This is a genomic window from Citrobacter sp. 172116965, from assembly GCF_013458095.1.
In the GTDB taxonomy this organism is placed as follows: Bacteria; Pseudomonadota; Gammaproteobacteria; order Enterobacterales; family Enterobacteriaceae; genus Citrobacter; species Citrobacter braakii.
This window is the reverse complement of record NZ_CP046673.1, coordinates 3812305-3827827: the sequence shown is the minus strand read 5'-3', so window position 1 is coordinate 3827827 and position 15523 is coordinate 3812305. Positions and strand designations below refer to the sequence as shown.

Annotated in this window: 5 protein-coding genes and 1 pseudogene; 2 read left to right on the top strand and 4 right to left on the bottom strand. The window is 54.7% G+C overall.

The genetic code is table 11. The features are described from left to right. Positions 1-83 precede the first annotated feature (83 nt). Together GPJ68_RS18560 and smpB are read right to left on the bottom strand one after the other, a co-directional pair. A pseudogene (locus GPJ68_RS18560) lies at positions 84-11338 on the bottom strand (BapA/Bap/LapF family large adhesin). Positions 11339-11919: 581 nt separating this feature from the next. Further along, entirely contained in the window at positions 11920-12402 is a 483-nt protein-coding gene (gene smpB / locus GPJ68_RS18555; RefSeq protein ID WP_003031211.1) for an SsrA-binding protein SmpB, read from the bottom strand. A 154-nt stretch (positions 12403-12556) separates the two neighbouring features. Here smpB and ratA point away from each other — a divergent pair, with 154 nt between their 5' ends. Both ratA and GPJ68_RS18545 read left to right on the top strand, forming a co-directional pair. Further along, positions 12557-13000 carry a type II toxin-antitoxin system toxin RatA gene (ratA, locus tag GPJ68_RS18550; RefSeq protein ID WP_003031213.1) on the top strand — a complete coding sequence of 148 codons (444 nt, stop codon included), beginning with the start codon at positions 12557-12559 and terminating at the stop codon, positions 12998-13000. After that, complete coding sequence (locus GPJ68_RS18545; RefSeq protein WP_003839823.1) at positions 12984-13280, top strand: RnfH family protein; 297 nt, start codon at positions 12984-12986, stop codon at positions 13278-13280. Before ratA ends, GPJ68_RS18545 begins: the two co-directional genes overlap by 17 nt. A 50-nt stretch (positions 13281-13330) precedes the next feature. Here GPJ68_RS18545 and bamE read toward each other — a convergent pair whose 3' ends face one another. Together bamE and recN are read right to left on the bottom strand one after the other, a co-directional pair. Next, entirely contained in the window at positions 13331-13675 is a 345-nt protein-coding gene (bamE, locus tag GPJ68_RS18540) for an outer membrane protein assembly factor BamE (protein WP_003826401.1), read from the bottom strand. 149 nt (positions 13676-13824) lie between these two features. After that, a complete protein-coding gene (gene recN / locus GPJ68_RS18535; protein WP_016157188.1) occupies positions 13825-15486 on the bottom strand; it encodes a DNA repair protein RecN in 1662 nt (553 codons plus the stop codon). Positions 15487-15523: the final 37 nt, after the last annotated feature.

Sequence of the window (15523 nt, the reverse complement as noted above, 5' to 3'; positions counted from 1 at the left end):
ATACGGCAGCGACGACTGTTATTGCCCCGGACGTCATGGCATCCGGGGCTGTAGTTATGGCGCTTTAACGTTATGCGTTAGCTTCAGGGCACAATGTGATTTTGTTGCACCAGCTCATCGAGCGTGGTGTGTACGTTCTCCAGCGTTATGAGATTGGTTGAGTGATAAGTGTTGCCCGTACCGTCGCGGTCAATGGCAATCACCGTGTTGTTACCGTTGGTGGTCACGGTGAGGTAGTTGCCGAGCGTAGCGTTCTGCCCGTTCCAGCCCACCAGCAGGTCGCCGATATCGATTTTGTCACCCTGGGCCAGCGAGAAGTTGGTCCAGGTATCGGTAGGTCCAACGCCAACATTGCCAACGTTACCACCGGTAGCATCGTTGGCGTTGAGCAGGTGATAAATCAGCGTATCGCCGTAGACACTGCCGGTAAAACGATCGGCATCCACGGTGCTTACAACCTGCGGATTCATGTTGATGGTCAACGTAGCGGTATCGGTATGCCCATTCTGATCGTTTAGGGTGTAAGTAAATGTCTCTTTGGTGAGGATGGTGGAAAGTGAGACATCGCTGTTGAGGGCGTAGGTGTAATGACCATCAATGCCAATGGTCAGTTTGCCGTACAACCCGTTAATGATGGCGCTGGTCGTGCTGCTCAGCGGATCCAGCGTGGCGGTGCTACCACCCGTGCCGTTCACCGTCAGCAAGGTATGCACGCTGGCAATATGGTCCCCATCATAAATGTTGCCGGCGACGCTGTTTGCCGCGGACGTTTCGACGTTCTGCAGGTCGATTATCGTGCCTTTCACGCTAGGGGTGATGGTGATATTCCCCAGCCCTAAAGCCCCGACGCTGCCGGTGTAGTCGAGTCGATAGTTACCGGGGTGCAACATGATCCCCAAGGCAATATCGATATTGCCGCCAATAAGCAATCCACCGTTGAATGAGTTACTGGCAACCTTGACGTTGTTGCTGTCATACAGCGCCCAGGTGACGGTCAGTCCGCCCAGCGTCAGACCTGAAGCAACGTTAAAATGCAGTATGGCGTTTTGCACCGCCGTTCCCGTCGCGACCTCAATGACGCCAGTGCCATTTTGTGAGGTGGGAGAAAGGAGTTGGGCGTTCCAACTGGCGTTCCCGACGCTGTTGTCAGCAAACAATCTGGAGGTGTCCGCCTGCGTGGTGACCGCCATCGTGCTGCTGACGTCATTTACGGCGTCCAGCGGCTGCGGCGTTGGTTTGATATTCAGCGAGGCGCTGCCGGTATCGCCGTTTGGTGCTCTGACTTTATACACGAAGCTGTCCGGGGTGTTGATACCGTCGGCACCCAGTCCGCTTCTTAGCGTGTAGGTGTAGTTCCCCTTCGCATCGATAGTCAGCGTGCCGTACTGCCCATTAATAGTGGTAGTGCCCGTCCCGTTAACGACGATACCGTTTACTTCGGTGATAACGGTATTGGCCGGAGCTGAGTCGTTGATCAGCAGATTGCCATTGGTTGTCGCACTCAGGCTGTCGATGGCGTAGGTGTGATCGGCCTGAATATTCAGGGTATAGCTGGTCAGCAGCGTCAGGCCGCCGGAAGCGTTAAGCAGGAACAGATAATCGCCACCCGGTAGCGTAATGGTATACGCTGACGAACTTCCGCCCAGTAGGGCAGTGACCCAGTTTGGCTGTACCCGGTACTGCTCATACTGCTGAATTGACTCGTTGAAGCGATAAACATAGAGATCGAAGCCGCCAAGCGTCACGCCGAGAACATTCGCCTGTACGGTCAGCGTGCGGGTTGCGCCATCGTCAACGTTGAACTTAATCGGGTTAGTCAGACCGTTGACCAGACTGACGTCCAGCACATTGCCGAGTCCGACGCTGGCGAGCGTGAAACCGGTTTGTTGTGAAGGCAAGTGGTCAACCGCGATGACCTGCGTTCCGTAAGTCAGCACTGCTGCATCGTCTGCCGCGGTTACCGTGCTGGTGGTTGGAGCCTGACCGAGCGTTACCACCAGTTTTGCCGAGGAGTGATCGCTGCCATGCGTCAGCGTGTAGGTGAAACTTTCAGAACGACCATACACTGAGATTGACGTATTGGTCAGGGTATAGGTGTAGCTACCGTTCTGATTGATATGCAGAATACCGTATTTCCCTTGCACATCAATGCCGCCCGCCGGGATATTCACAACGTTGCCGTTACCGTCGGTGATGGAGGTGACCAAAGTGCCGGAAGGCGCATTATCCTGCCCGTTGGCGGGATCGGTATCCGTAATGATGTTCCCGGATTCCGTGGTACCGCCGATGATGGTCCCTGCGCTGGCTTTTACCACTGAGACATCAAGGCTGGTGTATGCCCCGGTCGCCAGCAGGTTGGTGTTGTAGCTGACCACGCGGTAATCACCGCCAGTCAGCCCGCTGTAATTGAGCGTTACGCCCGAGGCGCCCAGGGTGAGCAGGCTGGCGAAGTCTGGTTTCCCGGTATCCACCACCGTTACCCAGGCATTCAGCGAGGTGTCAAAGCGCTGGATAACGACTTCAAGCGTGTTTAACAGCGACAGCACCACGCCGGTCGCGGCGGCATTGATCGTAATGGACCCGCTGCCGCCAGAAGCGATGCTGAAATTAACGCTTGCCGTATCGTTCCCCAGCACGTTGGCGACATTCCCCAACGCATTAACCAGCAGGAAACCATAATCGCTTTGATGATCGGTGCTGACGATAACATCGGTTTGCAGCGGCAGGCTGGTGACGTTGTCTTCAGCCAGCAGTGGCAATACCGGTGCGATAGCGCTTGTCGGCGATGAGGTATTGCCCGCCGCATCGGTCGCCGTGGCGGACAGCGACTGGCCTTCAATCTGGCGAACCGGCAGGTTGACGCTGTAGACACCGCTGCTGTTGGCGATTGCCGTCACGCTGGTGCCGCCGGGCAGGGAGATAGTGACCGTGCTTCCCGCTTCGGCGACGCCGCTGACGGTGCCGCCATCGGCGCTGATCAGTATCGTTGGCGCGGTCGGTGGCGTGGTGTCCACAATCACGCTGAACGAACTGGACAACCCGCTTGCGCCGTTGGCGTTTGTTGCAGTGGCGGTAAACGCGTGGTTACCTTCGCTGAGCGCCCCGGATGGGGTAAAGCTCCAGATCCCGTTACCGTCTGCGGTCGTGGTGCCCATGAGCACGCCGTTGTTGTACAGGCTGACGATGGCGTTAGCCTGCGCCGTTCCGCTGAGCGTTGGCAGCGTATCATTGGTGGTTTTGCCCGCCGCAACGGGCCCCGTGATCGTACCGACGTCATCAAGTACGCTGGCAATAACCGGCGCAGGCGGTACGCCAGTAAACGGTGCCAGAACGTTCCGCCGTGCCGATGTTACCTGCGGCATCCTGGGCGCTGACCTGCAGCGTTTGCCCACTGATTTGCGGTGGGTTCAGCGTGAAGGGTGAAATTTCCGGAGGCGTTGGCGGTTGCCGTGCCGAGCACCGTTCCACCGCTGGAGGTAATAATGACCGTGCTGTTTGGCTCGGCAACACCGGTGAGCGTGGTACCGTTGGCGTTTACCGCCAGCCCTGTAGGAATGCCCGGGGCGACGGTATCGACCACGATCGCTGCCGCAGACGATATGCCACTGGTATTACCCGCACTGTCCGTTGCGGTGATGGTAAAGGAGTGGGTACCTTGTGCCAGCGCGGTGGTTGGGGTGTAACTCCAGTTACCGCTGCCGTCCGCCGTCACGCTGATGACAAAGCTGCCGTTATCGTAAATATCGACCCGCGCGTTGGCTTCTGTGGTGCCGTTTAACGTTGGGCGTGCGTCGTTGGTTGGCTGATTAGCGCCAATCGCCCCGGTGTTTGGCCCGACGTCGTCAATAATGCTGCTGATTGAAGGCTGCGTCGGCGCCGTGGTGTCGACCACCACGCTAAAGCCTGCCGTCGCACTGCTGGTGTTGCCCGCCGCATCAGTCGCGGTGACGGTGAAGGTGTGCGATCCATTCGTCAGCGGCGTAGTTGGGGTAAACGACCAACTGTTATTACTTTGCACCAGCGCCGTACCCAGCAGGGTGCTTCCATCATAGATGCTGACGGTGCTGCCTGCCTCGGCGGTACCGTTCAGCGTCGGGCGCGCATCGTTGGTCAGTTGTCCGTTGTTGAGCGCCGCATTGAACACGCCGCCTGCGATATCATCCACCACTGAGACCAGCAGCGGGGCGGATGGCGCAATGGTGTCGACATTAATAATAAACCCGCCGGAGGTGGGACTTACGTTTCCGGCGGCATCGGTGGCGATAGCGGTAAACACATGCTGACCGTTACCCAGCGCGGCAGGCAGATATTCCCAGGTGCCGTCTATCGCCGCAGTTACCGTTGCCAGCAGCGTGCCATTATCGTAAATGGCTACCCGGGCACCGGCTTCCGCCGAGCCGTTGAGTACGGGACGGGTGTCGTTGGTAAAGGCCCCGCTCGACAGCGTTCCGGTTCCCGGCAGCACGTCATCAAAAGCCTGGATAATCGTTGGCGCAAGCGGGGCGACGGTATCAACAACGATGTTAAATCCAGCGGACGTGAGGCTGACGTTTCCGGCAGCGTCGGTGGCTGTCACCGTCAGCGCGTGGTTACCGTTGCCAAGCTCGGTTCCTGGCGTGAAGCTCCAGGCGCCCGTGCCATCCGCTGAGGTAAAGCCGATAAACGATCCGTTATCGTAAACTCTTACCGTGGCATTGGCTTCAGCCGTGCCGCTAAGCGTCGGGAGTGGATCGTTCGTGGCCTGACCGTTGTTCAGATTACCGATCAGCGGGCCGACATCATCTGCAACTTGAGTAATCGCTGGCGTACCAGGCAACACGGTATCCACGATAAGCGTGAAGCTATTGGATGGCTGGCTGGTATTACCGGCGCTGTCGGTGGCGGTGACGGTCAGCGTATGCGGGCCGTTACTGAGTGCATCCGTTGGGGTTAAGCTCCAGGTGCCGTTTGCCCCAACGGTGGTGGTGCCGATGGGCTGACCATCGCTCAGGACGGTAATGGTCGCGCCAATTTCACCGGTGCCGCTCAGGGCCGGACGGGATTCATTCGTGGTCTGCCCGTTGGTTATCGGGCCTGTTGTCGGTGCGGTGCTGTCCTGAACTGAGCTGATGACCGGGATTGACGGGGCAACTGAGTCCAGCTCAATAGTAAACGATGATGATACTCCGCCGGAGTTACCTGCCTGATCGGTGGCAACGGTGGTGAATATATGTTGTCCCTGTCCCAGCGGTGCATCCGGTGTGAAGCGCCAGTTGCCTGACTCGTCCACCTGCGCTGTACCGATGGCGTCGCCGTTATCACGGATCGTGATGATGGTACCGATTTCGCCTTTGCCGTTCAGCGTAGGCTGCGCATCGTTTGTCAGTTGTCCGTTGGTCAACGCTGTATTGCCAGGCTGATCGTCAATTACGGAGGTAATGGTCGGTGCCGCTGGCGGCAGCGTGTCGACGACAACCACAAACGGTGGCGTTGCCGGGCTGATATTGCCCGCGGCATCTGTGACGGTGGCAGTCAGCGAGTGACTGCCTTCACCGAGGGCAGGCGCAGGCGTAAAGCTCCAGTTGCCGTTTTCATCGCTGATGGTTGTGCCGATGACCGCCCCGTTATCGCGGATGGTAACAAGCGAATCCGCCTCGGTAACGCCAGCAAGCGTTGGGGTATTATCGTTGGTCAACTGCCCGGAGGTCAGGATTTGGGTTGTACCAACGTTGTCCGTGACTGTCACAATAGAGGGGGCATTCGGCACCAGGGTATCGACAATTATCTGGTAATCACCGGATGGATCTCCCTGGTTGCCTGCGGCATCTGTTGCGCGAGCGGTAAAGATATGGTCGCCTTCTCCCAGCGGAGCGGTCGGGGTAAAACTCCAGAATCCGTTGCTGTTTACCGTGGTAGTGGCATAAGCGATGCCATTATCGTAAAGGGTGATGGTTGCCCCCGCTTCGCCGGTTCCGTTAAACGTCGGGCGTGAATCGTTGGTAATTTGCCCTTTATCCAACGATCCGGTGCCGGGGGCAATATCGTCAATAATGCTGGTGATAGTTGGCACCTGCGGGGCCGTGGTGTCGATGGTGATTGCGTAGTTGGGTGACAGACCACTTGGGGTACCGCCCACGGTTTGTGAAACCGTGAAGTTATAGGTTATGCCGTTAGTCAGCGCAGTGGGTAGCTGATAACTCCATGCGCCAGACACGGCATCGGCGGTTACCGTGGCGATGGATGCGCCATTTTGATAGATAGTCACCGATGCCCCTGCAGTGGCGGTCCCTTGCAGCAGCGGTAAGGTGTCGTTGGTGGTTTTACCGTTGCCAATCACCCCCATGATGGGCGCGATGTCATCAACGATCTCAAGAGTCGGTGGATGCGGAACGCTGGAGGTAGCGGCGTTAAACGTTGTCGGATCACTTTGATTTCCGGCGGTATCCTGAGCGATGGCGTTGAGCGCCTGACCGGTTGTTTGCGCTGGCGAAATGGTGACAGCAAAGTTACCAGAACCGTCTGCCACCCCCTGGCCGAGAATGGTGTTACCGCTGCGAATAATCACGGTGCTGCCGGCATCGGCCGTACCGCTTACCAGCGTCCCGTTAGGATCTACGCTGGTAACCGTAGGCGTTGCAGGCGGCAGGGTATCGACAATCACCGTCAGCGGGTTATCTGCAGCCAGTGAGTTACCTGCAGCATCCACGGCGCCGAACGTCAGTGTGTGAGAGACGTTAGGCGTGAGGGGAACATCCACACTCCAGGTGCCGTTAGCAGCAACGGTAGCCGTAGCAATTGCGACGGGATTATTGCCATCGAAAATTAACACTGTACTGCCCGGTGTGCCGGTCCCGCTAATGGTCGGGGAGGTATCGTCCGTGACGCTGCCACTGGTTAGCGAACCGGTAAAGATTCCAACGTTATCCTGAATATCCGTTACCTGCGGCAACGTCAGCTTCGTGTTGTTAACCGTAAACGAAATGCTGTTTGAATTGTCGCTGATGTTACCTGCCGGATCGGTTGCGGTGGCGCTTAACGTGTAGCTTCCATTCGCCAGCGCAGTCCCTGGCGTAATACTCCAGGTTCCGCCAGCCACCGTTGTAGTACCGATCACCGTCCCCCCGTTATACAGGGTGATGGTATCCCCGTCTGTGCCAGTACCGCGAATGGTTGGCGTGGTGTCATCAGTCACGGCATCTGGCGCAAGGTCGCCCGTGGCGTCACCGACATTATCGTTGGCGGCGATAATCACCGGAGGTGCAGACGGCGTCGTGTCGATGTTCAGTGTTATGGCGTTAGATGGCAGGCTGACGTTGCCTGCTGGATCGGTTGCGGTGAGAGTTACCTGATAACTACCAGGAGCAACCGGTGCTGACGGAGTGAAGCTCCAGGTACCGTCTGCACCTACTGTTGTTGTTCCCTGCAATGGGGGAGTACCGGCAAGATAGAGGGTAATCAGATCCCCGACGTTCCCCGTGCCGCTAAAGGTTGGCGTGGTGTCATTGGTATTGCCATTAGTGACCACACCCGTTACCGGAGCCACATCGTCGGTAATGATTGGCGCGGCTGGTTGTGCGGGAGGCGTATTGTCTACTGTCAGAGTAAAGCTTGCCGACGGGATCCCCGTGTTGCCCGCGACGTCAGTCGCCGTGGCGGTAAATTTATGCGGCCCGTCGGCGAGTGAGGTTGGGGTAAATGTCCAGGTGCCGTCTGGCTGTACGGTGACGATGCCAATAGAACCGCCATTATCATAAATCGTAATCTTCGCGCCGGGCTCGCCGGTTCCGGAGAGTTCGGGATTCGAGCTCTTGGTACTGCTGCCGTTACTCAGCGTTTGTAGATTTGTCCCAATCAGACCTTCTGCGGAGCTGATAACCGGGGCAACTGGTGGGGTGGTATCAATCGTCAGCGTAAAGTTCCCGGCATTGCTGGCGTTGCCTGCAGCGTCCGTGGCGATAGCAGATAAATTGTGTGCGCCTTCACTGAGCGGTTGGCTGAGTTGAATACTCCAGGTGCCGGCGGGTAAAACCGTTGTGCTGCCAATTGGCGTGGAACCCTCATAGAGGGTGATTGTAGAACCGGCTATTCCGGTTCCTTTCAGCTCTGGTAAGGTATCGTTTGAACGGCTTCCGGAAGGCAGATCGATCGGCGCATTCCCAACGTCGTCGGTGGCAGCCAAAATGACAGGATCGCCTGGCGGTTGAGTATCTACGGTAACGCTGACCACAGTGGGTGAGGTGATGACATTACCGGCGGCATCGGTTGCCGATACCGTAAACTGATGAGTGCGATCGCTGAGCACCTGATTTCCCGGAACGGTATAGCTCCAGGTGCCTGAACTGTCGACAAGAATAACCGTCATCAACAGACTGCCATCGTACAGGCTCACCAGTGAACCTGGTTCACCGGTACCCGAGAGGGTTGGCGTGTTATCGTTAGTGACCCAACCGTTATTTGCAACGTTGCCCGTAATGCTGCCAACATCATCGTTAACCAACGTTATTACTGGAACGGTTGGGGCGATGCTATCGACAATAATTTTCCAACTGGCGGCGCTGCTGGTGTTGTTGACAGCGTCTGTTGCCGTCACCGTAAATACGTGCGCGCCCTGGCTTAGTGCTGCGGTGGGCGTATAGTTCCAGTTACCGTTGTTATCAGCGGTAACGGTCGCAAGCAGGGTGCCATTATCATAAATTTTGACCCGCGAACCTGCTTCGGCGATGCCTTCAATTTTCGGTTTATCGTCGTTGGTTAACCCATTGTTATTGATGGGGCCAGTGAAATCGTCAACATCATCAGTAACGGCAATAATAACTGGCTGGTTTGGTGCAGTGATATCCGGAGCCAACGCGGAGGTAGGCTGACTCTCGTTATTGCTGCTGTCCGTTGCGGTGACGTTTACCGTTTCGCCGTTCTTTTGCGACGGCGCGATAGACACGGTGAAATTGCCGCCGCTGTCAGCCTGGCCTATGCCAATCGGGTTACCGTTGCTGTCTTTAACGGTGACGGTGCTTCCCGCTTCAGCATGTCCGCTTACAGAACCGCCGTCTCCGGCGACGGTGACGCCGGTTGGCGCATCAGGTGCCGTGGTGTCCGGTGCGTTGACAGAGGCGTCGTCGCCCTTGTTGCCTGCGGTGTCGGTCGCATTTGCCGTAAGGGTCTCGCCGTTGGTTTGCGGCGGAACCAGCGTTGCGGTGAAATCCCCATCCGTATCGGCAGTTGCCGTACCAATGATATTGCCATCTGGATCCAGAATATTGACCGTACTGTTGGGTTCGGCCTTGCCGGTGACCTGGTCGCCAGTGCCATTAACTAGCAGGTTTGTTGGGGGCTGTGGCGCGGTAATGTCCGGTGCAAGCGCCGTTTCTGGCAGGCTTGGGTTTCCTGCCGGATCGGTTGCGATGGCTTCAATGGTTTCGCCATTGGTCTGTGGTGGGTTAATGGTGATGGTAAATGAGCCGTCCGTTCCGGCGACGCCGCTGCCGATCTGAGTTCCGCCACTGCCGGTGATAACCACGGTATTGCCCGGCTCGGCCGTCCCGGTAACAACAGTGCCATCGGCAGATACGTTCAGATCGTCCGGCGCTGATGGTGGTTGTGTGTCGATGCTGATATTGAACGCTGGTGACATGCCTCCTGTACCTGACTGGTTTGTCGCGGTGGCGCTGAAGGCGTGTAGCTCATCTGATAACGGGGAGCTGGAAGTCCATGTCCAGTTACCGTTACCGTCAGCCAGTACGCTGTCGATAATTGTGCCGTTGTCGTAAATAGTCACCGTGCTGTTGGCGTCGGCAGTGCCAGAGAGCGTGGGGGTATTATCGTTGGTGGCCTGATTATTGCTCAATGGTCCGGTTGAGGGGGCAAAATCATCCATTATGCTGACGATAACAGGCACGCCCGGGTAGCCAGAGTTGGTGGCATTGAAAGAGGTATCTGGCCCGATGTTGCCCGCCGGGTCCTGAATTTTCGCGATCAGCGCTTCACCGTGCGTCTGTGAGGGCGAAATCGCGATGACGAAATTGCCGGTTTGACCGACCGTTGTTGAACCCAAAACCTGATTATTACTGCCGATGATAATGACCAGGCTTCCCGCCTCAGCGCGACCAGTTACCTCGTTACCTTCTGGATTAACGGAGGAAATGACTGCGGCTGCAGGCGGGGTGGTATCAACCGTGAATGTCGGTACGCGCGTTTCCGCGCTCACGTTACCTGCGGCGTCAGTTTGCGTCAGCGTCAGATTGTGAACACCATCGCTGAGCGGAATGTCCGGTGTAAATGTCCAGTTCCCATTGTCATCCACCCGGACCATGCCGATCAGAATGCCGTTATCAGAAATGCTGATGAAACTACCTACTTCGCCTGTGCCAGTGAGCGTCGGCGTGGCATCGTCGGTTACACCGTTATTGGCGATAAGGCCGGTAATGGAACCGACATTGTCGGTTTCCTGAGTGATCACGGGGGCGTCGGGGGCAAGCGAATCGACAATAATTTCCCAACTGTCCGACATGCCGCTGCTGCCAGCACCGTTTGAAACGCTGACGGTAAACTGGTGTGTGCCGTCTGCCAGAGGAGAGGATGGCGTAAACGACCAGTTGCCGTTGGCATCGATTGTCACCTGGCCTATTTCGACGCCGTTATCAAAAATATGTAATGTGGCATTCGCGGGGCCGGTGCCCTGGAGTGTCGGCGTATTATCGTTGGTGGATTCCTGCTGATTGACAGGGCCAGTAATCAGCTCCTGGTTATCGATTATGCTGGTGATAACGGGGACGTCAGGCCTGTTAGGGGTTGTCGTTGGCGGTGTGCCGCCATCACCGTCACCGTCGCCATTACCGTTACCGTTACCTTCGCCGTTGCCACCGTTGCCATTGCCGCCGCTACCATTGCCGTTCCCGGCATTACCGTTTCCAGCGTTATTATCACTCCCACCGCCGCCGCCGCCACCACCACCACCCGCAGCGAGGCCAATCCCGCCAGCGACAGCGATCCCGCCAAGAACCCACGGCCAGACGGCGCCGCCTTCATGACTGCCTTCGGCCGTCATCAGCGGTGTGAGATCGTCCAGGTGCTGGAAATGGAATGCTCCGTCAGTATCCTGAACCCACCACAGTGCGCCATTACTGTCCTCCAGAACAAGTTGGTTTTGCGCTTCGCCTTTTCCGAGGTAGAAATTTTTAATGGTGATGGTTTCACCTGAGCGGAGTGTGACAACCAGATCCTGATTAACGCGCGTGAGTTGACTCACCTCCTCACGCGACACAGACAGTTTCACGATAGAAGGTGAACTGAGCGTAACTTCAGAGGCTTCAACATTTGTGGAAACGCCAGTTAATTTTGATACAACGGCGAGTAGACGCATATGTTCACTCCTGATGGCATGCCGGGAGTATTAATCCGCAACAGCGCGCTGGGAAAATGAGCAGACAGGGGCTCCGTTCATCATAAAGATGAATTTACACATGTAATTTCATTGATTAGGTCACATAGATGTTAGTTTATTGATTAAATACGTCTGGGCCCTTTCGGCTGAATAGTTCTTTCGTATTAGATGATATAGTCAGAAAGAAAGTATTCTGCAACTTATCCATATTAAAAAAGTAATTAGTCATTTGAAAAGGATACTTTCCAGTTTGCTTTTAACGGTTGTTTTCATGGCAACTAATTGTATTTAAATGATTTTGTTTTTATTGAAATGAATGTCAATATAATAAACAATAGTAATAATAGTGTTATTAAATAAATGGAAATATGAATGCTATGGTCTTGAACTTTTATATTATTGGACTATAGACCGCAACGGTAATGGCAGGGGGTTTATTTCATATCTGAACGATTCAGCATAAATAAACTATAAACTCGGTGAATGTATTGTGTGGGTTTCGATAACTAAAAAATAAGAACCAGTCTCAGGAGGAGAGACTGGTCACAGGGGAGTAGCATTTAGCGGCCAGCATTTTTCATGATACGCGCTTTATCTAACTGCCATTCGCGTTCTTTCACATCAGAGCGCTTGTCGTGCTGTTTCTTACCTTTCGCAACGCCAATTTTCACTTTGCACCAGGCATTCTTCCAGTACAACGAAAGCGCAACGACGGTATAACCATCACGATTCATACGACCATACAGGGAGTCGAGTTCACGCTGGTTTAACAACAGTTTACGGGTCCGAGTGGGGTCGCATACCACGTGTGTTGAGGCCACCGCCATTGGCGTGAAGTTGGCGCCAAACAGGAACGCTTCGCCGTCTTTGAGTATGACATAGCTGTCGCCGATGTTGGCTTTACCCGCGCGCAGGGATTTTACTTCCCAACCTTGCAGGGCGAGTCCTGCTTCGAACTCTTCTTCAATAAAGTATTCGTGTCGTGCGCGCTTGTTTAGCGCGATTGTGGCTGAGCCAGGTTTGTGTGCTTTTTTCTTCGTCATAATGCCGCTCAGTATAGGTAATCTGGAATCGAAAAACACCCCATTTCATCCAGCGGGGCGCAAGGCGCTATCTTAGCACGAGTTAGGCTATAGCGTTTTTTTTAGCGGGTGATAAATGGTATTATTTGTGTGATTGATATTGATGGGAATTGTTATGCCTCAGATTAGCCGGACCGCTTTAGTACCCTACAGTGCGGAACAGATGTATCAGCTAGTGAATGACGTTAAGTCCTATCCTCAGTTTTTGCCGGGTTGCACCGGTAGCCGCGTACTGGAGTCGACTCCGGGACAAATGACGGCCGCTGTGGATGTCTCGAAAGCAGGGATCAGTAAAACGTTCACCACGCGCAATCAACTGACCAGTAATCAGAGCATTCTGATGCATCTGGTCGATGGGCCGTTCAAGAAGCTGATTGGCGGCTGGAAGTTTACGCCACTGAGTCATGAAGCGTGTCGTATTGAATTTCACCTCGATTTTGAGTTCACCAATAAGTTAATCGAGCTGGCGTTTGGCCGTATCTTTAAAGAACTGGCTTCAAATATGGTGCAGGCCTTCACGGTTCGCGCGAAAGAGGTTTACAGTGTCAGCGTCGGCTAAAATTGTCGTTGAAGTGGCGTACGCGCTACCCGAGAAACAGTATTTACAGCGCGTAACGCTGCAGCAGGGCGCAACGGTGGAAGAGGCTATCCGCGCTTCCGGGCTGCTGGAATTACGTACCGATATCGATCTCAGTAAAAATAAAGTGGGTATCTACAGCCGTCCGGTAAAGCTTGCTGATGTTCTGCATGACGGCGATCGGGTGGAAATTTACCGGCCACTGATTGCTGACCCAAAAGAGCTGCGCAGACAGCGAGCAGAGAAATCCGCTAAAAAGTAACAGACAATAAAAAAGGTGCTCATTGAGCACCTTTTTTTGATCTCTCAAACCTACTTGTTATCGGTCAAAGCGGGTTTGTTATCAATGTTGGTCAATACGCCGCTGCTGTTAAAGGTCAGCGTCAGCGTTTGCTGGGTTACGCCTTCATGTCCAGGTTGCTGACGGAACACATAAAACCAGGTATTAGTGCCAAAAGGATCGGACATCATTGGTGTACCCAGAGCATAAGCAACCTGCTGTTGCGTCATACCCGTGCGCACTTTAGCGACATCGGTAGGTGTCAGATAATTTCCCTGGTTGATGTCAGGGCGGTAAACCACTCGCTCCAGAGTGGAACAGCCTGCAGTCAACATCAGTAGTACTGCTGCAGCAGCAGTCAGCGTTTTACAGCGCATAGTGATTTGATTCCTTTTCGGGCCCGAGCAGTACGCGGCTCATATGTAATATGCCGATGATAATAGACCTTTCACCACTTTAAAACCTTTTGCTGTCGGGTCGGTCGGCGATTTTATGTTGAACTCAGACCTTCACAAGGTAAAAAAGTTTATGCCGCCAGCAGTTCTTTTGCATTTGCGAGGGTATTGCGCGTCACTTCGCTACCGCCAAGTAGACGGGCTAATTCCTGCAGGCGAGCGCGTTTATCAAGCGGCTGCATGTGTGTTTCCGTCATCGCGCCATCTGTTTCTTTGCTGACATAGAAATGTTGATGACCACAGCCCGCAACCTGCGGCAGGTGAGTAACACACATTACCTGCGTTGACTCGCCCAACTGTCGCAACATTTTACCCACTACCGCAGCCGTCGGGCCGCTGATACCAACATCCACCTCATCGAAAATTAGCGCAGGCGTTTCCATCTTACGTGCTGTAATGACCTGAATAGCCAGCGCAATACGTGACAGTTCCCCGCCGGAAGCGACTTTCGCAATTGGCTGTAACGGCTGACCTGGGTTAGTGGTCACTTTAAACTCCACGCGATCGGCACCGTCTGCGCTCAGATGATGCTCCTCAAATTTCACATCAATGCAAAAGACACCGTGCGGCATCGAGAGAGCATGCATGCTCTCTGTAATAAGTTGCCCCAGTTCCTGCGCATAATGCTGACGCTGTTGGTGCAGCATTTTTGCCGTTTCCAGCGCCTGCTGGTGGTGATTGTTCACCGCCAGGGTTAAGGTTTCGAGCGAGTCGGCCTGATCGTCCAGTTGCTGTTGTTCATCCAGCAACGACTGATAGAACTGTGGCAGCACTTCAGGGGCAACATGATGTTTACGCGCCAACGAGATTTGCCTGGAGATACGCTGTTCGAGTTCGAACAAGCGGTTAGGGTCTAAATCCAGACGATCGCAATAGTGGCGCAGCTCGTCGCTGGCTTCGCTGAGCTGGATGGTGGCCTCTTCCAGCATATCCAGAATACCTGAAAGTTTGCCGTCCATGCCTGCCAGTTCAGTGACCAGGTGTTTTGCGGTGTACAGTTGGCTTTGCAGATTGATGTCTTCACCATCAGCCAGGATAGCCAGCGCCTGTTGGCTGGTGGTGAGCAATTGCCCACTGTTAGCCAGGCGCTTGTACTCTTCATCAATTTGCTCAAACTCACCCGGCTGCGGATTGAATTCGTTCAGTTCCTTTAACTGGTATTGCAACAATTCCGCCCGGGCTGCGCGTTCCAGGCTTTGTTGCTGATGATGCGCCAGGTCACGACAACTTTGGTGCCACAGTTGGTAGCGCGCAGCCATTTCCTGGGTCAGAGACGCTTCATTGGCGTAACCATCAAGCAGGGATTTTTGGTGTTCTGATTTTGTCAGGAGCTGATGCGCATGCTGGCCATGGATTTGAATAAGTAACTGGCCCAGCTCGCGCAACTGCGATAACGGAACGGCGGTTCCGTTAATAAACCCACGGGAGCGGCCATCGCTGCTGATAACGCGACGCAGCAAACACTCACGGCCTTCCTCAAGCTGGTTCTCTTCCAGCCAGCGCAGGGCTGCGGGGGTATCTTTTAAGGCAAAACGGGCGCAGAGGTCGGCTCGCATGGCGCCTGCACGCACCATGTCTGCGTCTGCGCGTCCGCCCAGACACAAACCGAGAGCATCAATGGCAATGGACTTACCCGCACCGGTCTCACCGGTGATAACGGTCATTCCGTTCTGGAAATCGATCTCAAGTTCACGAACGATAGCAAAATTGCTGATGGTCAGTTGTGCCAACATAGCTGTTTTCCTGTATGAAAAACCATAACTGTAATTT